We start from the raw sequence: 19988 nt of genomic DNA, 5'->3' as shown, positions 1-19988 counted from the left end.
CACCCGTCAGGACGGCTGGACCTCGTCGAAGAGGGCCAGGGCCGTGGCGGGATCCGGGCCGACGAGACGTTCCAGGCCGTCCGCCGTCATCTTCGCCCACCTGCCGGCCCGTTCCCACATCCGCTCCTCGAAGGCGCGGACGACCCCGTCCGGATCGCCGGGATCGGCGGCCAGGGACTCGGCGAGCTCGGCGCCCTCCAGCATCGCCAGGTTCGCGCCCACTCCCAAGGGCGGCATCAGGTGGGCGGCGTCCCCCAGGAGCGTCACCCCGGGGACGTGGTCCCAGGTGTGGGAGACGGGCAGGACGTGAAGGGGGCGGTCGGCGAAGGCGGTGCCGCGGCGCAGGAGGTCGAGCAGGGGGTCGGCCCACCCCTCGAACAGCGCCAGCAGGCGGCCCCGCACGGCCTCGACGCCGTCCGGGCCCGTGTCCCCTTCGGTGTCCGCGCGCCGGTCCAGCGGCGCGCGGAACTGGGCGTACACCTTGACGTGGCCGCCGCTGTTGCGCTGGGCGACCAGGGCGCGGTTCACGCCGTAGACGGCCATCGAACCGTCGCCGATCAGCCGGGCGAGGTCGGGGTGGCGGGTGTCGACGTCGTCGAGCGAGGTCTCGACCGCGGTGACGCCGGTGTACTGCGGCGTCGCGGCGGAGAGCGCCGGGCGGACCCGGGACCAGGCCCCGTCCGCGCCGACCACGAGGTCGAACGTCTCCTGCCGCCCGTCGGCGAAGCGGAGCAGCGCGCCGTCCCGCGTGCCGGGCCTCACCTCCGTCACGCCGTGTCCCCACCGGACGTCCAGGGGGCCGAGCAGCAGGTCGCGGAGCTGCCCGCGGTCGATCTCCGGATTGGCCCGGTCGTCCGGGCGGGGCCGCCAGTCGCGCAGCACGGTCCCGTCCGGGGCCAGGATGCGCATGGCCTGCCCCTCGGGACGCGACAGCGCCCGGAACTCCGCCAGCAGCCCCGCCTTGTCCAGCGCGCGCTGGCCCATCCCTTCGTGCAGGTCGATCGTGCCGCCCGGAGGACGGGCGCCGGGCCCGGCATCGCGTTCGAAGACGGTGACGGGGTGGCCGCGGCGGTGCAGGACGCGGGCGAAGGTGAGGCCCGCGGGACCGCCTCCCACTACGGCGATACGATGTCTCATGTCGATACACTGTATTGCGACAAGACGCTGTATCGCAACAGTACGATGTATCCATGACCGTCTGGGACCGTCCGGAGCCGCCGACCCGCCCCGCGCCGCTCGACCGGCAGCGGATCGTCGCCGCCGCCGTCGCGCTGGCCGACGAGGGCGGGCTGGAGGCGGTGTCGTTGCGCAAGGTCGCCGCCCGGCTCGACGTCGGCCCGATGCGGCTGTACGGCTACATCGCCACCAAGGAGGAGCTGTTCGACCTCATGGTCGACGAGGTCCACGCCGAGATCCTGCCCGACGGGCGGCCCGGCGACTGGCGGGAGGCGCTGCGCGGCCACGCGGTCCGCACCAGGCAGGCCGCCCTCCGTCACGAATGGCTGGCCGATCTGCTCGGCGGCCGTCCGAGCCTGGGCCCGAACGCCCTCGCCGTGACCGAATGCACGCTGGCCGCCCTCGACGGCCTCGCCGACCTCGACACCGTCATGCACGCCGTGCGGACCGTCGGCGCGTACATGACCGGCGCGATCAGGCGCGAGATCGCGCAGCTGCGGGCCGAGCGCGCCACGGGCCTGTCCAAGCTCGACTGGCAGCGCGCCTACGGCCCGCACGTGAGCCGGATGCTGGCCACGGGCCGCTACCCCACGCTGGCCAAGTTCGTGCACGACGGCACGGAGGTGACCGCGGAGGAGTCCTTCGCGACCGGCCTGGAGTGGGTCCTCGACGCCGTGGCCACCAGACTCGACCGCCCACCGACGTGACGCCCCCCACGCCGCCCTCCGGGCCCCCTTCCGGACCGCCTCCGGTGCCGCCTTCCGGGCCCGCCGCTGCGGCGCCCGCCACGGCGGGCCGGCGGATGTGGCCGTTGTACGCGGCCGGGTTCACCACCGCGTTCGGCGCGCACGGCATCGCCGCCAACCTCGGCGGGTTCTCCGCGGACGCGGTCACCTCGCTGCTCGTCCTCGGCGGCCTGCTGGCCCTGTACGACGGCGCCGAGGTGCTGCTCAAGCCGCTGTTCGGCAGCCTCGCCGACCGCGTAGGCGCCCGTCCGGTGCTGGTGGGCGGGCTGGTGGCGTTCGCGGTCGCCTCCGGCCTGTACGTCGTCGCCGACAGCCCCGGCTGGTTGTGGGCCGCCCGCCTGGGCCAGGGGGCGGCGGCCTCGGCGTTCTCACCGTCGGCCTCGGCGCTGGTGGCCAGGCTCAACCCTTCCGCCAAGCTCGGCCGGGCCTTCGGCGGCTACGGCTTCTGGAAGTCGATCGGCTACACCCTGGGCCCGCTGCTGGGCGGCGTGCTGGTGTGGGCCGGCGGCCTGCGGCTGCTGTTCGCCGTCCTGACCGTGCTGGGCGCGGCGGTCGCCGTGTGGGCCGCGCTGGCCGTGCCCGCGGTGCCGCCGCTGCCCAAGGTCCGCCAGACGGTGCTCGACCTGGCGCGGCGCCTGGCCGATCCGGCCTTCCTCGCGCCGACGGCCGCGCTGGCCGGGGCCACCGCGGCGCTGTCGGTCGGCGTGGGCTTCCTGCCCGTGTCCGGACGGGCCGCCGAGCTGGGCACGGTCGCGACCGGCGCGGCGGTGTCCGTCCTGGCGGCGTGCGCGGCGGTGGTCCAGCCCAGGGCCGGGCGGGCCCTCGACGAAGAGCGTCTGTCGACCCGTACCGGCCTGCTGGGCGGGCTGCTGGTCACCGCGGCGGGGCTGGCCTGCGCCATGCTGCCCGGCCTGGCCGGCATCCTGTCGGCCGCCGTGCTGATCGGGGCCGGGACGGGGCTCATCACCCCGCTCGGCTTCGCCGCCCTCGCCGCCCGCACCCCGGCCGAACGCATGGGCCAGACCATGGGCGCCGCCGAACTCGGCCGGGAGCTGGGCGACGCCGGCGGCCCGCTGCTCGTGGCCGGCGTCGCCACCCTGGCCTCGCTCACCTACGGTTACGCCGCCCTCGCGCTCCTGCTCGCCATCGGCCCGCTCGTCGCCCTCGCCGTGCGCCGCCCCCGCACCTCCTGAAGAACCGCCGGGGTGGCGCTCTCGCCTGGACGTCGCGGGCGCCTCGACCTCCAGCCGACCCCGAGCCCCACACCCGACAAAGGCGGTACGGAAAATGTCGGGCGACCGGGGCCGCTGTCGTCGCAGGATGGGGACATGGACGACACGACCTTGGTATCCCGTTTCCTCCGCGACGGCTTCGTGAAGCTGGCGGGAGCCGTCGCGCCGCGGGTGGCCGCGGACTGCGCGCGGCTGCTGTGGCGGGAGACGGGCTGCGACCCGGACGACCCGTCGACGTGGACGCAGCCCGTGCACTGGGTGGGCGGCATGGCGCAGGGTCCGTTCGCCGCCGCGCCCAACTCCCCGTTCCTGCACCACGCCTACGACCTGCTCGTCGGCGCGGGCCGCTGGGAGCCGCGCTACTCGCTGGGCACGTTCCCGCTGCGCTTCCCCCACGCGGACGAGCCGGACGACGCGGGCTGGCACATCGAGGGGAGCTACCTGCCGGAGGGCGAGAGCTGGTACTTCACCAATCTGCGCTCCCAGGGCCGGGCGCTGTTGATGCTGTTCCTGTTCAGCGAGGTCGGCGAGGAGGACGCCCCGACGCGGATCCGGGTCGGCTCGCACCTCGACGTGCCGAAGGTGCTGGAGAAGTACGGAGAGGAGGGGGCGAGCGGGCTGGCCCTCGCGCCCGATCTCGTGGCGGCGTCCGACCACCGGCCACTGGCCCTCGCCACCGGATCCCCCGGCGACGTCTTCCTGTGCCATCCGTTCCTGGTGCACGCCGCGCAACCGCACCACGGGGTGCGGCCGCGCTTCATGGCCCAGCCGCCGCTGATGCCGGCCGCGCCGTACGAACTGGAGCGGGCGGACGGCGCGTACTCGCCCGTGGAGATCGCGATCCGCCGGGGCCTGGGACGGGACACCCCCGGGTGGGACGGGGACGGCGCCGACAGCAGCGCCGGGTAGACCTGCTTCACGACTATCGTCGGCGAGACGGCCGTGAAGAGGGATGAGGACGGAGGCCAGGCATGCTGGACCGGCTGAACCAGGCCATGGAGCACATCGAGCGCCACCTCGACCAGGCCCTCGACGTGGCGGAGCTGGCACGCATCGCGGCCACCTCCGAACACCACCTGCGCCGGATGTTCTCCGCGCTGGCCGGCATGCCGCTGTCGGAGTACGTCCGGCGCCGCCGGCTCACCCTCGCGGGCGCCGAAGTACTCGCGGGGCGTGAAACGCTGCTGGAGATCGCGGTGCGCTACGGCTACAGCTCCGGTGAGGCGTTCGCGCGGGCGTTCCGTGCCATGCACGGCATCGGACCGGGCGAGGCCCGGCGTACCGGCGCCGCGCTCAACTCGCAGTCCCGGATGGCCTTCCGGCTCGTCATCGAAGGGAGGAGCAGTATGCGGTACCGCGTCGTGGACAGGGCGGCCTTCACCGTCGTCGGGTTCAGGACCCGGGTACCGCTGGTGCACACCGGCCCCAACCAGGCGATCATGGACTTCGTCCGTGGGATCGACGCGCGAACTCTGGAGCGCCTGGAGAAGCTGTCGGACCAGGAGCCGCACGGCGTCGTCGCGGTCTGCGACGACATGGACCCCAGCCGCGCCGAGGGCACCGAACTCGGCTACCACCATGGCGTGATCACCTCCGCGGCCGCTCCGGAGGGCACGACCACGTTGGCCGTCCCGGCCGGTGCGTGGGCGGTCTTCACCACCTCCGGGCCGGTGCCACAGGCCATCCAGGAGCTGTGGCGGGACGTGTTCACCGAGTGGTTCCCGTCGAACCCGTACCGCACCCGCACCGGCCCCGAGATCCTGCGCACCCACCTGTCACCGGACAGGACCGAGGCCGACGCCGAACTCTGGCTCCCGGTGGAACCCGAGCCCAGCTGAACCCCGCGGCCCACCGCAGGACTCGTCCAGAAGGGCAGGCATATGAGAGGGGGACGGGGCGATCCCGTCTCCCTGCCCTGGCGGCAGGGACCCGAGCGGCGGGCCTACTCCTCCGGTTCCCAGGCGCGCAGCAGGTCGAGCAGCCCTGCGTCTCCGTCGACGCGCAAGGAGGCGGCCTGGATGCGGTCGTACAGGTAGAGGACCAACTCGCCGGCCGTGCCGTGGACGGAGACGCCGGCTGCGTCCGGGGCCTCGCCGGGGGCGGGAATGCAGGTGGAGCGTGCGCCGTCGCCGTCGACCGTGAGGCGCCAGGAGCGGCCCTCGGCGGTGTGGAAGTCGAAGGCCGTGGGCTTGTGCGGCCAGGCGCAGGGCGTCGCGACGCAGGTGAACAGGAACTCCTCGACACCGTCGAGGGCGACCTCGGCCGGCAGCGGCTGCGGCGCGCCCGCGGCGAGCTGGGCGTCGTAGGTGTGCACCGCGCTCTCCTGGACCCGGTGCCGGGCGACTCCGCCGGAGGTCCGCGGCGTCTGCAGGGCACTCCACCACGCCCAGCAGCCGGCGTCCGGGCCCGCCTCCCGCAGGGCGTTCAGCAGCAGTCGCGTCGACTCCTCCAGCCAGGCCAACAGTGCCTCGCGCTCCCGCGGCGCTTCCAGCGCGGCGCGCGCGGCGACGGCCTCGGCCGGGGGAGCGTCGGCAGGCCCGGCGCCGACGATGGCGGCCCAGAAACGGTCTCCCCCGCCCAGGTGCTCCACCAGACCGAACAGCGTCCACCCGGGACAGGTCGGCACCTGTGCGTCGAGACTCGGCGCGGCGGCGACCGTGGCGCGGAAGGCGGCCGACCGCTCATCGATCAGTCGGAGCAGGTCAGGGAACTCAAGATGCATTTCCACGCCGGATGTCTATCACCGGGCTTCGGTGATCGGACAGCGGTTTTCACGGTCGCCGACGTCTCCATCGGCGTCGTCCACAAGACCCTCGCCGACGCCGAGGAGCCGTAGGCTCTCGCGGGCGTGGCTCAGCCGGTCGCCCGGATCGTCTCGTCGCGCTCGTGCTGGTCGCGTTGCCGTACGGCCTGACGGCGTTCACGCTGCTGCCCGACGCCGTCGCCGGCTGGCTGCTGCGGCTGACCCCGGCGGCGGGCTTCGCCGTGCTGGGCGTGTACGCGGCGGTCGTGACGTGGCGGGCTCTGCGCCGCGGGACCGTCCGCGCCTGGTTCTGGCATCATCACCTGGTGATCCCCATGACGACCGACCGGCTGCTGCTGCGTCAACCGGACGACGACGACCTCGACCCCTTCACCGCCATGAACGCCGATCCCGAGGTCATGCGGTACATCGGCGACGGTTCCGTCCTGCCGCCGGACCGGGAACGCACGGCGGCGTGGGTCGCGCGCGCCCGGCGGGACTGGCAGGAGAGCGGGCACGGGCTGCTCTCCGTCGTGGTGCGCGAGACCGGGCTGACGGCCGGCTGGGTCGCCCTGGCGGTGCCCGCGTTCCTCCCCGAGATCCTGCCCGCCGTGGAGATCGGCTGGCGGCTCGGACGCGAGCACTGGGGCCACGGCTACGCCACCGAGGCGGCCGGACGGCTGCTGCGGTTCGGGTTCGCCGAGTGCGGCCTCGACCGGATCGTCAGCATCCGGCACGTGGACAACCAGCGGTCCCGCCGGGTGATGGACAAGCTCGGCCTGCGGTTCGCGTTCGAGACGGTGGTCCCGAGCCACGGGCGGCCGGTCGCGGTGCACGAGATCACCAAAGCCGCCCACGAGATCATCAAAGTCGTCCACGAGGAGCCGCCGCCTCACCCGCGCCTGCCGTAGAGGAAAAGCACGAACGCCCCCGCCACAGCGACAGCGAGCGGAACCGGTCGAAGGCCCCGGCCGTCACGTCCTCGGCCCGGCGGGCGCCGCGCTCCGCCTGGTCGGCGGGGGGCCGGGGATGAGCCGTCAGGCGAGGTCGCGGGGAGGCCCGGACGGCCAGGCGACGTCGTCCACCGCGAGGAACGGCGACAGCGCGACCGCGGCCGGCGTCACCCCCGCGAAGGTCATGACGTCCCTGTGCAGGTGCGACTGGTCGGCGTAACCGCTCTCGACGGCCACCAGGGCGGCCCGCTCACCGGCGGCCAGCCGGTGGGCCGCCTGGTCGAAGCGGATGAGCCGGGCGACCCGCTTCGGCGTGAGGCCGACCTGTGCCCGGAACCGGGCCCACAGGCGCTTGCGGCTCCAGCCCGCCTCGGCGGCGAGCCGCTCGACGGGCACCCGCCCGCCGGTGGCCGCCATCCGCCGCCACGAGAAGGCGACCTCCGGATCGGCGGCCCGGCCCTGGTCGGACCGCCTGGCCAGCGCGTCGCGCGCGATCGCGAACCGGTCCTCCCACGTCCGGGCGGCCCGCAGCCGCTCCTGGACGCGTTCGGCCTCGCGCCCCCAGAGGTCGTCGAGCGCGACCACCGTGCCGCTCAGCTCGGCGGACGCGCCCAGGACGGCGTGCGCCGCCATCGGCGACAACCGGATCTGCAGGCACTCCATCCGGCGGGTCAGGCCGCTCCCCCGCACCTGCCGGGGCGCGAGCCCGGCGACGACGCGTCCGAGCTGCCGGGAGCCGTGGCCGTCCTCGATGACGAACGGCTCGTCGCCGAGGTCGAAGAGCAGGGTGACCGACGGGTGCGGGACGAGGGCGAGGTCGCGGAACTCGTTGGCCCGGTCGCTGAACCCGGCCATGACGACCCCGGGCAGGCCGACGGGCCGCGACGGGACGGTGATCTCCCATCCGGGCACATGACCGCGAACCGGCGCAACTGACCGCACCCGGACATCGTACGAGCCCCGCGTGCGCGGTGTCGGACGCGGCCTGGCCGGTCCCGGCTTCGGTCACTAGACTCGACGGCAGGCCGCCCCGGGGCCGTAGGCCACCTGGGAGTCACGGCCTCGACTGTGTGTAGGTCCTCTTCAGGCGTCACAGCCTGCCCGGATCGCGCGTCGTTCCGGGCGAAGCGTCACCCTCCGGGGGTTACGTCCCCCGGAGGCCGCCGCACACCACGCCCCGGACGCCCCGGTCGTCTCATGTCACGCCGAGGATGCCCTGGATGGCGGTGACCACGCCGGCCAGGGCGCTGCCCGCCGCGCCCGCGTCCGAGGCGATCTCGAAGATCGTCTTCAGCCGGGCCTTGAGGCCGCCCTCGCTGCGCTGGTCCGGCGTCCTGTCCAGCTCGCGCCGCACGCCGTCGGCCGCGTCCTCGGCCGCCGCCGCCCGCTCCTCGGGCAGCTCGTCGCGGAGCACGTGGACGGCGTCGAGCAGCTCCTCCACCAGCGCCCGCAGCTCGGCCGCGCCGTCGCCGGAGGCGTTGTGCACCGTGGCGTCCCCGCTGCCGGTGCTGATCGCGCTGTTGGTGAAGGTGCTGCGGTTGAACGTGGTCACGTTGACCTCCGGCGAGTAGTGGAAGGGCCGGTCGGACCCGGCGGCGGCCATCAGGACGCGGAGCTGTTCGACCCGGGCGGCGATGACCGCGTTGCCCGACGAGCCGGCCAGGTGGTCGAGGGTCTGCACGGTGTCGGCGTAGACCTCCTGGGTGCGGGCGAGCATCTGCGCCAGCATCTCGGCGGCGGCGAACCCGTACCGCGAGGGGCGCAGCAGCAGGTCGAGCGCGCGCATCAGGTACCGCTCGACCTCCGGCCGTCGCACGTCCAGCCGGCCGTCCTCGCACAGCGCCAGCACCTGCTCGACGGCCGCGTACTCGGCGTGCAGCCGGGACAGCAGCACGCGCATCCGCCGCAGCTCCTCGTCCGGCCTGTCCTGATCGTGGGCGGGGATCACCTTCCACATCGACACCCGCAGCCCGGCCTCGCGCACCCACGCGTGATGGACGGCCTTGTAGCGCCAGTGGTAGTCCTCCACGACGACGGACGGCGCGCCCGCGCGCACCCACCAGTCCTCCGGGTCGGCCACCGCGGACGTGCATTCCAGCAGGTGCCGCGCGAACCGTGGTCCGAAGGCCACCAACGGCGAGTGGGCCGCGCGTTCGCCGCGCAGCCAGGTGGTCGCCGACATGGCCAGCCGCAGGACGTTCTCCGCGCCGTCCCAGATCCGGTTCGGGTCGAGCAGGCGGCGCCGGAAGCCCACCTCCAGCCGGTTCACGACCCGGTCGGCGTAGAAGTTGCGCAGCACCGGCGTCACCGTCACCGAGCGGTGGAACCCCTCCTCGTGCCGCTGCCGGGTGAGCCGGACGAGGTTGCCGACGTCGACGTAGTAGGACTCGGAGATCCAGGGGGCCACCCCGCCGCGCAGCCGCGGCCGTACGGCGCCCACGCCGCGCACGTGGTCGGAGCGGTGGTGCTCCCGAGACCGGCTCGGGAAGGCGCGGTCGGGCCGCGGCCAGCGCGGCGGCTCGCGCCGCCGGGGGTCGGCGGGCAGCAGCGGCCGCAGGTCCACGATGGGCAACTGCACGGTGACGTACACCTCCTCACAGTGACGCCTGATCCCGGCCAGCGAAAGGCCCGTGCCGGGCGGATGCCGCCCGGCCCGATTGCCAGGGTCACGCGCATGCGATCGACTTACCTCGCCTGGGACGATGCGGTTGACCTGTTCGAGCGGCGCGGCCTGCCGAAGGAGACGTACGAGAACCTGTACGAGGAGGAGTACATCCTCGTGCCCGGCCCCGCCACGGTGACCGGCGAACTCCCCCTCGACGAGCACGACCGCACGCCGTGGCACGAGGACGCCCCCGACGCCGCGACCGGCTACATCGTGGACGGCGACCTGACCGTCGACGGCAACGTCACCGACGTGGACGACGGCTGCGCCGCGCTGATCGTCCTGGGCGACCTGCGGGCACGCAACGTCTACCTGGCCGGTGACGCCAAGCTGGTCGTGCGCGGCCACGTGACGGCCGAGACGTTCGTCGGCGACATGACCGACAAGCTGGTGATGATCCATGGCGACCTGCGCACCACCGTCTCGATCTTCTGGCGGGAGTTCTGCCCCGACCTGGTCACCGGCACCCTGCACGGCCGGGTCCTCACGCCGGCCTGGCTCGACCTGTCCGACGACGACGCCGTCGGCGCCCTGGCCGACCCGTCGCCCGACGTCCCGCTCAGCCGCCTCCTCGTGCCCGAACTGCTGATCAGCGGCGACCCCGGCCCCGACGACCTGCCCGAGATCGGCGTCCGCGGCGACGTCCTGCGCGACCGCCTGCTGTCCGGCCTGCCCCTCACGATCGCAGGATGAGCCCCGGACGCCGTCCGCGCATGCCAGGTGTTTCCGCCACACCGGCCATGTCCCCCAAACCACCCACGACCACTGATCACGGTCAGACATTTTGACGACGTGCCTTCGACGGGGCCGCGGTTCACGCTTTGGGAGCGAATTCCGCGATCTACCGAAGGACGGTCATGTCACTCAAGTTCAGGAAATGCCGGAAATCACTCCTGGCGGCCGCCGTCACCGCGCTGACCGCGGTGACGGCGCTGACCGGCGCCGCCACAGCGCACGCCGCCGACGCCACCGATCAGAGTGTCAGCACCTTACGGACCGGTGACGGGTTCGACGTGCTGATCGGCGGCCGGCCGCGCATCCACCTCACGCAACCGGAGAAGTCGGACGGCGTCGTGACCGCCGCAGGCCCCGGACACGTCGCCGTCATCCCCGACCACGACGGCTCCCGCGGCAGCCGCCTGATGACCTACGACACCGGCACCGGCCGTACCCGTACCCTCGTCCGCGGCAAGGTCGTCTCCGCCGCCTTCTCCCCGGACGGCACCCGCCTCGCCTACACGGTCGCCGGGCAGGCCGGGGCCGACCTGTACGCGGGGTCCGCCGAGGCGCCCGGACGCCGGATCGCCGCGATCCCCGGCGCCCGCGTCGAGGTCGTGGGCCTGTCGCGGGACGCGAGCGCGGCCTTCGTGGCCGCCTACCCCGACGCCCGCGACGACCGGCGGTACGCGGCTGGCCTGCTGCGCGTCGCGCTGGCCGACGGCTCGGTGACGCCGCTCATCGCCGGCGATGCCGCCCACGGCCAGGTGTACGCCGACTTCCGCCTGGTGAACGGGGACCGTCAGCTCGTCAGCTTCATCCGGCGGTCCGGGCCGTACCTGTGCTCGGGACGTTCCGAACTCGGGCTCGCCGACCTCGACGGCCGGACCGTGGCCACCTACGGAGCGAGCTCCGGGACGGCCTACCGCGAGGCGGTGTGGAGCGCGGACGGCGACCGGATCGCCTACGCCGCCCAGCCGTGCACGTCCCAGTCGCAGGCCGCGGCCGACCCTGCGGCGACGGCCGCCCGTACGCGCGAGGAGTCGGGCACCTTCGTGGCCCGGGTGTCGGGCGGCGCGCCCGTACGGGTGGTCAGCGGGGTGACGTCGGAGTTCGGGATCGACGGGTTCGACGGCGACCGGGTGCGGCTGGCCTCGGCCCGGCTCGGGGAGCGTGCCGTCGGGGCGGACGCGGTGGCGCGCGGCGCGGCGCAGCCGCTCGCGGCGGCGAGCCTGGACGGCGCGTCCCGCTCGCTGGCCGGCGGCCGGACGAACCGCGCCGTGCACATCAACCAGATCTACGACACGCGGGACGAGTTCGACGGGCGCGGCTCGTGCGGCCCGACCACCGCCGTCATGACGCTGGCCGGGTACCAGCTCGGCGAGTGGGGCCTGTGGGTGAACTACGGCGGCCGCCACTACTCGCCCTACGGCCTCTACGTGACCGACCAGTACGACTACAACGGCTCGACGTTCTCCCGGACCGCGCCCGACTACTCCGGCAACGGCGCGTGGAAGGGCGCGCACGGCGCGATCTACGACCCGCAGTACGGTGCGGTCTGGGCGGACATGTTTGGATACATGAACCGGCACACCGGCTGGACCCAGCAGAGCGGCTGGAACCCGGACTTCGTCCGGCACCAGATCGACATCGGCAACCTCGTCGCCGTGTCCGGCCAGATGACCTCCGCCGGGCACATCGTCCTCATCAAGGGCTACACCGATGACGGCAGGTGGGTCGTCAACGACCCGTACGGGCCGAACACCAGCGGCGGGCCCGGCGGCGCCGACCAGGTGTACGACACCGCCTACCTGCGCCCCGTCCAGGTCTGGGGCAACTGACCCCCGCGCGCCGAGGCCGGCCCGCCGGGCCCGGGAACGGCGACGAGCAGCATCCCCCACGCGCCGAGCGAGGATGCCGCCCACGGTGTCGGGCAAGGCGATGGAGACGTGAGCCACGTGGGCCAGGAGGAACAACGGCATGCGAAGGCCACCGCGCCGGGACGATGGTCGCCGCGCGCGCTCGGGTTGCTGATATCTCAACTCTTGCCTACTGTGATCCCAGTTTGGCCGGAGGGGGCGCGGGCCGTCGCGCCCGCCGGAAACACTGGACGGAGCATGTCGTGACCACTGCACTCATCATCGGCGACCTCCAGCGGGGCATAACGGGCGGTTACCCGTTCGCCCAGAAGGTCGTGCCGCCGCTCACCGAACTGCTGCCCCGGGCGCGGGCGGCCGGCGTCCTGGTGGTGTTCGTGCACTTCGCCTTCCGGCCCAACGGGGCCGACGTGCCGCCCGGCAGCGCGCTGATGAAGTCGTTCTTCGAGGCCGGCGACGCCTTCCACGAGGGCTCGGCCGGAACCGAGCTCGCCCTGCCGGTCGCCGACGAGGACGTCGTCGTGCTGAAGCGCCGCGCCAGCGCGTTCGCCGGCACCGATCTCGACCTCGTGCTCCGCGCGCGGGGCGTCACCACTGTGGCGGTCGCGGGGGTCGCCACCAGCGCGATGGTGGCCGCGACCTGCTACGACGCGGCCGACCGCGGCTACCAGGTGACGGTGCTCGGCGACGGCTGCGGCGACGGCGACCCGGCGCTGCACGACTTCTTCGTGGACGCCGTCTTCCCCAGCCGGGGGTTCGACGTGGTGTCGTGCGCGGAGTGGCAAGTCTGATCGCGGACGGGCGGGAGGCGTCCCGGGCGATCAGGCGCCGATCGCCGACCCGCCTGCCGGATCGGAGTGGGCACCCTCCCGTGATTCCTGATTGCAAACAGTTCTTCGCGAAGAAGTCTTTGCGAAGAACTGTTTGCAATCTAGGCTGCGAGGTATGACCGAACCCTCCGAGAGCGTGGTCGTCCTCGACGCCAAGGGCCTGCGGGCGCTGGCCCACCCGGTACGGGTGCAACTCGTCGACCTGCTGCGCAAGCACGGCCCGTCCACCGCCACCCGCCTGGCCGAACGCCTGGGGGTGAACTCGGGCACCGCCAGCTACCACCTGCGCAGGCTCGGCGACGCCGGATTCGTCGCGGAGGACACCGAGCGCGGCAACGCCCGCGAACGCTGGTGGCGCTCGGTCCACCACGTCACCCGGCTCACCGACGACGAGCTGTCGGAGCGGGAGCCCGAGGCGGTGCTGGCCTACATGCAGTCCATCGCCGCCCTGTACGGCCTGCGCACCCAGCGGACGCTGAACGAGCTGCCGACCATGCCCGCGGAGTGGCGGCGGGTGCTCGACCTCAGCTCCGTCACACTGCGGATCACCCCGGAGGAGGGGCTTCGGCTGCGCCAGGAGCTGGCGGAGGTCGTCGACCGCTACCGCCACGACCTGCCCGGCCGGCCCGCGCCCGAAGGGGCCGCACGGGTCTCGCTGATCACCCAGCTCCTGCCCGAGCCACCCGAAACGCCCGAAGAGCCCGAGATCACGTCATGACGTCGCGCGAGTCGTTACGACCGATGGCCGGGCTGCTCGCGGCCATGACGGTGTCGCTGACCGCGACGCGGGTGTCGGCCATCGCGTTGCCCTGGTTCGTCCTGACGACGACCGGGAGCCCGGCGCGGACCGGGATGGTGGCGTTCGCCGAGATGGCCCCGTACGTGCTGGTCAAGGCGCTGGCCGGGCCGCTGGCCGACCGGGCCGGGCCGCGCCGGATCTCCTGGATCGGGGACGTGGTGAGCGCCGCGGCGGCCGGGACGGTCGTCCTCCTGCACGCCCTGGACCTGCTGCCGCTGGGCGCGCTGATCGCCCTCGTCGCGGTGGTCGGCGCGGCCCGCGGTCCGGGCGACCTGGCCAAGGAGATCATGATTCCCGAGGCGGCCGAGCGCGGACGGGTGCCGCTGGAGCGCGCCACCGGGCTGATGGGCGTGACCGAGCGACTGGCCCAGACGGTGGGGCCCGCGGCGGGCGGGGCGGTGGTGGCGCTGCTCGGGCCATTGGCCAGCCTCGGCATCAGCGTCATCTGCTTCGCGCTCGGCTCGGTGATCGTGACATGGGCGCTGCCGCGCGGCATGGGGCGCCGCGCCCCGGCGGAGGAGGGACAGGAGGCGAAGGAGGGGTACTGGCGGCGGTTCGGCCAGGGCTTCGCGTTCCTGCGCGGCGAGCCGCTGCTGCTGTCCGTGGTCGTCATGGTCGGCGTCACGAACCTGCTCGACGCGGCCTTCGGCCAGGTGCTGGTGTTCGTGTGGGCCAGGGAGTCCGGTCACGGCGCCGCCGTGGTCGGCCTGAACAGCAGCGTCATGGGGTTGACGGCGGTCGGCGGCAGCCTGGTCGCGGCCGCCGTGGCGCACCGGATGCGGCGCAGGCCCGTCTTCTTCGTGGCGTTCCTGCTCGCCGGGCCGACCCGGTTCCTCGTCCTGGCGGCGGATCCGCCGTTGTGGGCGATCGTGGCGGTGTTCGCGGTGGGCGGGTTCGCCGGCGGGTTCCTCAACCCGATCCTCGGGGCGATCTCCTACGAGCGGGTGCCCCGGAGCCTGCTGGGCCGGGTCAACGCGCTGAAGGACTCCCTCGCCTGGGCCGGCATCCCGCTCGGCGGGCTGGCGGCCGGGGCGCTGGTGGCGGTCGCGGGGCTGACGCCGGTGCTGCTCGCCGGCGGCGCGGTCTACGCCCTCACCACGAGCCTGACGGGACTGCGGCCCGAGTGGCGGCAGATGGACCGGCTGCGCGGCCAGGGGCCGCCCGTCCCGCCGGCGGCACCCGGGCCGCCCGCGCCGCCGGTCAGACGCCTGCGGCGATCTTGAGGAGCACCACGCCGCCGATGATCGCGGCGAACGAGGCGAGCTTGGCCGGGGTGATCTTCTCCTTGTAGATCAGCGCGCCGAGGACGACCGTGCCGATCGAGCCGATGCCGGTCCAGATGGTGTAGCCGACGCCGACGTCCAGGGTCTTCAGCGCCAGGCTCAGGGTGAAGATGCCGCCGGCGGCCGACAGCAGGGTGAAGACGGAGGGCCACAGCCGGGTGAAGCCCTGGGTGGCGTTGGTGCCGAGCGCGAAGCCGATCTCGAAGACGATCGCGATGGAGAGGTAGATCCAGGCCATGATGACGTTCCTTGGGCAGTGGTGGGCGGATGGTCAGACTGCGGCGGGCTTGGTGGTGGCGGGCTCAGTGGCTGCGGGCTTGGCGGCGGACAGGCGGTCGGCGAGCTTGAGCCCCAGCACACCGCCGATGATCAGCACGAAGGCCAGCCCCTTCCAGACGGTCAGCTCCTCCCCGAAGATCACCGACCCGAGCAGCACGGTGCCGACCGAGCCGATGCCCGTCCAGACGGTGTAGCCGACGCCGACGTCCAGGGTCTTCAGCGCCAGGCTCAGGAAGAAGATCCCGCCGGCCGCGGCGGCGGCGGTCAGCAGGGACGGCCACAGCTGGGTGAAGCCTTCGGTGGCGTTGGTGGCCAGGGCGAAGACGACTTCGAAGACGGCGGCGATGAGCAGGTAGATCCAGGCCATCTCAGGACCCTTCTTTATTTGCATGTACGTGCAAGCGGTTGGTGCGACAGAGAGAAGCTTGCATGTGCATGTATGCTTTTGTCAATCCCGCGTCCGAGAGACCGGGTCCTCAGAGAAGGAGGAGGCTTCCATGGCTCCGACGGCATCCACTCCGCACCCGGCCCCCGCGCCCTCGGCGGTGTCCAGCTCCTGGAACGACGTCCTGCTGCTGCACGCCCGCGTGGAGAACGCCCTGGCCACCGCTCTCCAGCGGCGGCACGGCATCGGCCTGTCGGAGTACCGGGCGCTCGGCCATCTCGCCACCTCGGACGCCGGGGAGCTGCGCATGCAGGAGCTGGCCGACAAGATCGGGCTCAACCAGAGCTCCGTGACCCGGCTGGTGACCCGGCTGAACACGGCGGACCTCACGTACCGGGACCTGTGCCCGGACGACAAGCGCGGGGTCTACACCGTCATCACCGACGCGGGCCGGGCCCGCTACGCCGAGGCGAACGTCACCTACGAGGCGACGCTGAGGACCGCCCTGGAGGAGGCCGCCGAGGCCGATCCGCGGCTGGCCGCAGCGCTCCCGGCCCTGGGGCTGCTCGACCGGTGACCTTTTGCTTTCCACAGATATCGAGGAGTTGAACATGCGTGCTGTGCGGATCACCCGCTTCGGCGGCCCGGACGTCCTGACGGTCGCCGAGGCGCCGCCGCCCCGGGCCCTGGACGGCGAGGTGCTGGTCAGGGTCGTCGCCTCCGCCCTGAACCCGGTTGACGACAAGACCCGCGAAGGGGCCATCGGAGCGGGCAGCCCACCCCTGCCGGCGACCCTGGGATGGGAGCTTGCGGGCATCGTCGTGGACAGCCGGGACGATGCGCTGCCCGTGGGTGAGCGGGTCTTCGGCATGTCCCACCAGCTCGGCACGGGCCGGGGGACGTGGGCCGACCTCGTGGCCATGCCGGCCGGTTCGCTGGCCGTCGCGCCGTCGGCGGTCAGCCTGGTCGAGGCGGCGACGCTGCCGTTGCCGGGGCTCACCGCCCTGCAGACGCTCGACTGGCTGAACGTCCGGGCGGGCGAGCGGCTGCTGGTGGCGGGCGCGGCCGGCGCGGTGGGCGGGCTGGCCGTCCAGCTCGCGCGGGCCCGCGGCGCCCGGGTGGACGCGCTGGTCTCCAGGCCGGCGCAGGTCGAGGCGGCCACGGAGCTGGGGGCCGAACGGGTCACGACCGACCCGGCCGACCTTCCGGCGGGGGCCTACGACGCCGTCTTCGACACCTTCGGGGCCTTCGCCGTCGAGGCCGTGGCCGACGGAGGCCGCTACGCCTCCGTCGCCACCCAGGCCGGGCCGGTGCCCGACCTGGCTCATCGATCGGTCCGCACCACCGTCAACCAGGTGCGCGAGGACGGCCCCGGCCTCGCCGAGCTGGCCAAGGCCGTCGACGCGGGCCAGGCCAGGGCCCGGGTCGAGGCCCAGTACGGCCTGCGGGACGTACGGGCGGCCCACGAGCACTTCCGGCGCGGCCGGCTGAACGGCAAGATCGCCCTCGTGCTCTGAGCCCGGCGCCGCTGAGATCACGCGCCGCCGCGCGTTCTCCACGCCCGGCGCTCAGGCCACGCGGCACAGCGCGATCTCCACGGCGGAGCTCAGACCATGCGGCGCAGCGCGGTCTCCACGGCGTCGATCAGCGCGTCGCCCTCGGTCTGCGGGTGCCGGGCCAGGCCGAGCTCGACGTCGGGCAGGGCGGGCAGGGCGTCCGGGTCGTGGCGGGCCATGTCCGGTTCGAGGTTGCCGGGCATGAGCGCGGCGACCCCGAGCCCGGCCCGCAGCGCCGCCAGCACGCCGGCCAGGCTGTTGCTCTCGAACACCGGCCGCCACCGCCGGCCGGTGCGGTCGAGCGTCTCCACCACCGACGTGCGCCACGCGCACGTCCCGGTGAACAGCACCACCGGCAGCGGATCGGCGGCCGGATCGACGCCGTGGCCTACCGCCCACACCAGCGGACGCCGCACGGTCCAGCGCGGCGGCGCGGGAAGGTCGGCCGCCTCGTCGAGGACGAGCTGCACGCGGCCCGCGTGGTAGGCCTCCCGGATCGTGACGCCGGAGAGGCTCAGAACTTCCAGCGTCGCGCCGGGGTGCAGCCGGGCCAGGTCGGCGAGGGCCTGCGGGAGCTGCGCCGCGGCCAGGTCCTCCAGCAGCCCGACGCCGCAGCGGCCGGTGAGCGCGCGCCCGGTCGCGGTGAGCGCCTGGGCGGACAGCGACAGGATGCGCTCGGCGTAGGGCAGCAGCTCCTCCCCCGCCCGCGTCAGCGACACCCCGGACGGCGACCGGTGGAGCAGCGGGCGGCCGACCGCGCTCTCCAGCTTGCGCAACTGCTGGCTGAGCGCGGGCTGGGTGTGCCCGAGCGCGGTCGCGGCGCGGCTGATGCTGCCCGCGCGCACAGCCGTGACGAACGACCGCAGCAACGCCGTCTCCAGGTCCCTGGCCATAAGCATCCATTATGCCGGGTCCAACGAAACAACGTCTTCCTATGGCCTTCCGGGACGACCTAGCGTCGCCGGTGTGACCGGATACCGACAGGTTCTCGCCGTGCGGGGGATGGCGGCGCTGCTGGGCGTCTCGCTGCCGGCCCGTGCCGCGATCACCGCCGACGTGACCGCGCTGACCATGTACGTCGTGCTGGGCCTGGACCTGGGCTACGTGGCGGCGGGCGGCGTCGCGGCCGCCCTGACCGCCGGGGTTGCGCTGGGCGGGCCGCTGCTGGGCCGCATGACGGACCGGCGAGGGCTGCGCGCCGTGCTCACGATCACCGTCGCGGCGCAGGCGGTGTTCTGGGCGAGCGTGCCCGTCCTGCCGTACGCGGTGCTGGTGGTCGCCTCCTTCGCGGCGGGGCTGCTGATGGTGCCGGTCCAGGCGGTGACGCGGCAGGCCATCGCCGCGATGACGACGCCGGGGCAGCGGCGGGCCGCGTTCGCGCTGGAGTCGGTGCAGGGCGAGCTGGCGTACATGGTGGGGCCGGCGGTGGTGATCCTCTGCGCGGCGGAGCTGTCCCCCCAGGCCGTGGCGTGGGGGCTCGGGGCGGTGATCGCGGCCGGCGGGATCGGCGTCGCCCTGCTCGATCCGCCGCTGCGGGCCGCGGGCGAGGTGGAGACCGGCTCGCCCGTACGTCCGCCGCGCCGCGAATGGCTGGACCGCCGCATGGTCGCCATGCTGGTGATGGGGTTCGGCGCCACGGCGCTGCTCAGCGGCATCGACCTGGCGATCGTGGCCACGCTCAAGGAGGCGGGCCAGGTGTCCTGGGCCGCCGTGGTCGTGGCCGTGCTCGGCGTGACGTCCGTCGCCGGCGGTCTGGTCCACGGCACGCTGCGGCGGGCGATGCCGACGTGGCTGCTGCTCGGGCTGCTCGGGCTGCTGACGGTCCCCGCCGGGGTGGCCCACGACTGGCGCTGGTTGTGCCTGGCCGTCGTCGGCGCGGGACTGCTCACCGCGCCGACCCTGTCCACGGTGGCCGACGCGGTGAGCCGGCTGGCGCCTCCTGGCGTGAGGGGCGAGGCCACGGGCCTGCAGGCGTCGGCGGCGAGCGCGGGGTTCGCGCTCGGAGCGCCGATCGCCGGGCTGGCGATCGACGCCGCGCTGCCAGGAGGCGGCTTCGCGGCCGCCGGGCTGGCCGGCCTCGCCGCGGCCCTCGCCGGGCGCCTGCTGTCGCGCTCCCGGCGGGCGGACGACCGCCCGCCGGGCCGGCAGCCCCGGCCTACATCGCCGGGCCGGCAGCCCCGGCCTACATCAGCAGAAAGGAGAAGTCCTGTCTCGTCCTCCGATTCGGTGGGATGTCGATCTTGATGCGGCGGGCGACCTCGGCCCGGCCGACGCCCAGCCCGAGGCCGATCAGCCGTTCGGGACGCAGCGGGACGGGGTCGTCGAAGGCGACCCCGATCCGGACGGGCCACGGACTCTCGGGGACGGGCGGCGCGTCGAGCTCCCAGCACCCGTCCCAGTCGAGGGCGTACCGGTTCCGGCGGGCGGTCGCCGGGTCGAGCAGGGCCCGCGCCACGAGGGACGGCGAGTCACCCGAGTACCCGGCCAGCAGGCCCGCGTCCAGCGAGCGGACCGGAACCCGGTCGTGGACGGTGAGCTTGCCCGTCCGGTCGCAGGCCACGCAGTTGACCAGGAGCCAGACGTCGAGCAGCTTGCCGTTGGCGTTGACGCGGAACCGGCCGTCACCGACGGTGGCCCGTCCGGACGGGCAGGCCACGCACCGCAGGACGAGCAGGGGCAGGCGGGTGCGCCGCACCACCCAGGGCAGCACGATATGAGGATGTGAAGACATGATCTCTCTGAAGACC

21 protein-coding genes are annotated in these 19988 nt (G+C 73.8%); 13 read left to right on the top strand and 8 right to left on the bottom strand.

Annotated features, from left to right (window positions below; genetic code table 11):
- Positions 1-6 precede the first annotated feature (6 nt).
- Positions 7-1137, bottom strand: a complete 1131-nt coding sequence (locus tag ACIBST_RS34160; protein WP_397177718.1) for an FAD-dependent oxidoreductase — start codon at positions 1135-1137, stop codon at positions 7-9.
- A 53-nt stretch (positions 1138-1190) separates the two neighbouring features.
- Between ACIBST_RS34160 and ACIBST_RS34155 the strand changes: the two genes are divergently transcribed.
- The 4 genes from ACIBST_RS34155 (at position 1191) to ACIBST_RS34140 (ending at position 4992) form a co-directional block, all read left to right on the top strand.
- Positions 1191-1883 carry a TetR/AcrR family transcriptional regulator gene (locus tag ACIBST_RS34155; RefSeq protein WP_397177716.1) on the top strand — a complete coding sequence of 231 codons (693 nt, stop codon included), beginning with the start codon at positions 1191-1193 and terminating at the stop codon, positions 1881-1883.
- A 95-nt stretch (positions 1884-1978) separates the two neighbouring features.
- Positions 1979-3115 (top strand): MFS transporter, encoded by a 1137-nt coding sequence (locus ACIBST_RS34150; protein ID WP_397177714.1) that lies wholly within the window; start codon positions 1979-1981, stop codon positions 3113-3115.
- A gap of 135 nt (positions 3116-3250) precedes the next feature.
- Complete coding sequence (locus ACIBST_RS34145) at positions 3251-4063, top strand: phytanoyl-CoA dioxygenase family protein (protein ID WP_397177713.1); 813 nt, start codon at positions 3251-3253, stop codon at positions 4061-4063.
- 62 nt (positions 4064-4125) lie between these two features.
- Positions 4126-4992 carry a GyrI-like domain-containing protein gene (locus ACIBST_RS34140; protein ID WP_397177711.1) on the top strand — a complete coding sequence of 289 codons (867 nt, stop codon included), beginning with the start codon at positions 4126-4128 and terminating at the stop codon, positions 4990-4992.
- 104 nt (positions 4993-5096) lie between these two features.
- On the opposite strand, the gene ACIBST_RS34135 is transcribed toward ACIBST_RS34140, so the two are convergent.
- Positions 5097-5876 carry a maleylpyruvate isomerase family mycothiol-dependent enzyme gene (locus tag ACIBST_RS34135; protein ID WP_397177919.1) on the bottom strand — a complete coding sequence of 260 codons (780 nt, stop codon included), beginning with the start codon at positions 5874-5876 and terminating at the stop codon, positions 5097-5099.
- Positions 5877-6040: 164 nt separating this feature from the next.
- On the opposite strand from ACIBST_RS34135, the gene ACIBST_RS34130 reads away from it, so the two are divergent.
- Positions 6041-6808: a GNAT family N-acetyltransferase gene (locus tag ACIBST_RS34130; RefSeq protein WP_397177709.1), complete on the top strand. Its 768-nt coding sequence runs from the start codon at positions 6041-6043 to the stop codon at positions 6806-6808.
- Between the two features lie 126 nt (positions 6809-6934).
- Here ACIBST_RS34130 and ACIBST_RS34125 read toward each other — a convergent pair whose 3' ends face one another.
- On the bottom strand, positions 6935-7792 hold the full coding sequence (locus ACIBST_RS34125) for a helix-turn-helix domain-containing protein (protein WP_397177708.1): 858 nt from the start codon (positions 7790-7792) through the stop codon (positions 6935-6937).
- Between the two features lie 253 nt (positions 7793-8045).
- Positions 8046-9440 carry a hypothetical protein gene (locus tag ACIBST_RS34120; RefSeq protein ID WP_397177706.1) on the bottom strand — a complete coding sequence of 465 codons (1395 nt, stop codon included), beginning with the start codon at positions 9438-9440 and terminating at the stop codon, positions 8046-8048.
- A gap of 84 nt (positions 9441-9524) precedes the next feature.
- Between ACIBST_RS34120 and ACIBST_RS34115 the strand changes: the two genes are divergently transcribed.
- From ACIBST_RS34115 to ACIBST_RS34095, 5 genes are all read left to right on the top strand, one after another.
- The gene (locus ACIBST_RS34115) at positions 9525-10208 is read left to right on the top strand and encodes a hypothetical protein (RefSeq protein ID WP_397177704.1); all 684 of its coding nucleotides are present in this window, start codon (positions 9525-9527) and stop codon (positions 10206-10208) included.
- Between the two features lie 164 nt (positions 10209-10372).
- A complete protein-coding gene (locus ACIBST_RS34110; RefSeq protein ID WP_397177703.1) occupies positions 10373-12073 on the top strand; it encodes a C39 family peptidase in 1701 nt (566 codons plus the stop codon).
- A 281-nt stretch (positions 12074-12354) separates the two neighbouring features.
- On the top strand, positions 12355-12900 hold the full coding sequence (locus ACIBST_RS34105; protein ID WP_397177701.1) for a cysteine hydrolase family protein: 546 nt from the start codon (positions 12355-12357) through the stop codon (positions 12898-12900).
- 154 nt (positions 12901-13054) lie between these two features.
- The gene (locus ACIBST_RS34100; RefSeq protein ID WP_397177699.1) at positions 13055-13657 is read left to right on the top strand and encodes an ArsR/SmtB family transcription factor; all 603 of its coding nucleotides are present in this window, start codon (positions 13055-13057) and stop codon (positions 13655-13657) included.
- Positions 13654-14961: an MFS transporter gene (locus ACIBST_RS34095; RefSeq protein WP_397177697.1), complete on the top strand. Its 1308-nt coding sequence runs from the start codon at positions 13654-13656 to the stop codon at positions 14959-14961. The genes ACIBST_RS34100 and ACIBST_RS34095 overlap by 4 nt, the downstream gene beginning before the upstream one ends.
- Here the strand turns inward: ACIBST_RS34095 and ACIBST_RS34090 are convergent.
- Together ACIBST_RS34090 and ACIBST_RS34085 are read right to left on the bottom strand one after the other, a co-directional pair.
- Positions 14939-15259, bottom strand: coding sequence for a multidrug efflux SMR transporter (locus tag ACIBST_RS34090; protein ID WP_357979246.1), 321 nt, complete (start codon positions 15257-15259; stop codon positions 14939-14941). The two genes, ACIBST_RS34095 and ACIBST_RS34090, sit on opposite strands and share 23 nt — an antisense overlap.
- Positions 15260-15292: 33 nt before the next feature.
- A complete protein-coding gene (locus tag ACIBST_RS34085; RefSeq protein ID WP_397177695.1) occupies positions 15293-15667 on the bottom strand; it encodes a DMT family transporter in 375 nt (124 codons plus the stop codon).
- Between the two features lie 130 nt (positions 15668-15797).
- Here ACIBST_RS34085 and ACIBST_RS34080 point away from each other — a divergent pair, with 130 nt between their 5' ends.
- Both ACIBST_RS34080 and ACIBST_RS34075 read left to right on the top strand, forming a co-directional pair.
- Positions 15798-16262, top strand: coding sequence for a MarR family winged helix-turn-helix transcriptional regulator (locus tag ACIBST_RS34080; protein ID WP_397177693.1), 465 nt, complete (start codon positions 15798-15800; stop codon positions 16260-16262).
- A 34-nt stretch (positions 16263-16296) separates the two neighbouring features.
- On the top strand, positions 16297-17202 hold the full coding sequence (locus tag ACIBST_RS34075; RefSeq protein ID WP_397177691.1) for an NADP-dependent oxidoreductase: 906 nt from the start codon (positions 16297-16299) through the stop codon (positions 17200-17202).
- An 89-nt stretch (positions 17203-17291) separates the two neighbouring features.
- On the opposite strand, the gene ACIBST_RS34070 is transcribed toward ACIBST_RS34075, so the two are convergent.
- Positions 17292-18134 (bottom strand): LysR family transcriptional regulator, encoded by an 843-nt coding sequence (locus tag ACIBST_RS34070; RefSeq protein ID WP_397177689.1) that lies wholly within the window; start codon positions 18132-18134, stop codon positions 17292-17294.
- 73 nt (positions 18135-18207) lie between these two features.
- Here ACIBST_RS34070 and ACIBST_RS34065 point away from each other — a divergent pair, with 73 nt between their 5' ends.
- Positions 18208-19485, top strand: coding sequence for an MFS transporter (locus tag ACIBST_RS34065; RefSeq protein ID WP_397177687.1), 1278 nt, complete (start codon positions 18208-18210; stop codon positions 19483-19485).
- Here the strand turns inward: ACIBST_RS34065 and ACIBST_RS34060 are convergent.
- Positions 19424-19951: a DUF1062 domain-containing protein gene (locus ACIBST_RS34060; RefSeq protein WP_397177686.1), complete on the bottom strand. Its 528-nt coding sequence runs from the start codon at positions 19949-19951 to the stop codon at positions 19424-19426. The genes ACIBST_RS34065 and ACIBST_RS34060 overlap by 62 nt on opposite strands.
- Positions 19952-19988: the final 37 nt, after the last annotated feature.

This window comes from Nonomuraea sp. NPDC049684, assembly GCF_044465345.1.
Classification (GTDB): domain Bacteria; phylum Actinomycetota; class Actinomycetes; order Streptosporangiales; family Streptosporangiaceae; genus Nonomuraea.
Note: the sequence above shows the minus strand (reverse complement) of the source record. Positions and strands in the feature narration are given on the sequence as shown.

Excerpts from the sequence above, each read along its gene's own strand:
- ACIBST_RS34160 (WP_397177718.1), bottom strand. The coding sequence starts at position 1,137 with ATGAGACATCGTATCGCCGTAGTGGGAGGCGGTCCCGCGGGCCTCACC.
- ACIBST_RS34155 (WP_397177716.1), top strand. The coding sequence starts at position 1,191 with ATGACCGTCTGGGACCGTCCGGAGCCGCCGACCCGCCCCGCGCCGCTC.
- ACIBST_RS34150 (WP_397177714.1), top strand. The coding sequence starts at position 1,979 with ATGTGGCCGTTGTACGCGGCCGGGTTCACCACCGCGTTCGGCGCGCAC.
- ACIBST_RS34145 (WP_397177713.1), top strand. The coding sequence starts at position 3,251 with ATGGACGACACGACCTTGGTATCCCGTTTCCTCCGCGACGGCTTCGTG.
- ACIBST_RS34140 (WP_397177711.1), top strand. The coding sequence starts at position 4,126 with ATGCTGGACCGGCTGAACCAGGCCATGGAGCACATCGAGCGCCACCTC.
- ACIBST_RS34135 (WP_397177919.1), bottom strand. The coding sequence starts at position 5,876 with ATGCATCTTGAGTTCCCTGACCTGCTCCGACTGATCGATGAGCGGTCG.
- ACIBST_RS34115 (WP_397177704.1), top strand. The coding sequence starts at position 9,525 with ATGCGATCGACTTACCTCGCCTGGGACGATGCGGTTGACCTGTTCGAG.
- ACIBST_RS34110 (WP_397177703.1), top strand. The coding sequence starts at position 10,373 with ATGTCACTCAAGTTCAGGAAATGCCGGAAATCACTCCTGGCGGCCGCC.
- ACIBST_RS34100 (WP_397177699.1), top strand. The coding sequence starts at position 13,055 with ATGACCGAACCCTCCGAGAGCGTGGTCGTCCTCGACGCCAAGGGCCTG.
- ACIBST_RS34095 (WP_397177697.1), top strand. The coding sequence starts at position 13,654 with ATGACGTCGCGCGAGTCGTTACGACCGATGGCCGGGCTGCTCGCGGCC.
- ACIBST_RS34090 (WP_357979246.1), bottom strand. The coding sequence starts at position 15,259 with ATGGCCTGGATCTACCTCTCCATCGCGATCGTCTTCGAGATCGGCTTC.
- ACIBST_RS34085 (WP_397177695.1), bottom strand. The coding sequence starts at position 15,667 with ATGGCCTGGATCTACCTGCTCATCGCCGCCGTCTTCGAAGTCGTCTTC.
- ACIBST_RS34080 (WP_397177693.1), top strand. The coding sequence starts at position 15,798 with ATGGCTCCGACGGCATCCACTCCGCACCCGGCCCCCGCGCCCTCGGCG.
- ACIBST_RS34075 (WP_397177691.1), top strand. The coding sequence starts at position 16,297 with ATGCGTGCTGTGCGGATCACCCGCTTCGGCGGCCCGGACGTCCTGACG.
- ACIBST_RS34070 (WP_397177689.1), bottom strand. The coding sequence starts at position 18,134 with ATGGCCAGGGACCTGGAGACGGCGTTGCTGCGGTCGTTCGTCACGGCT.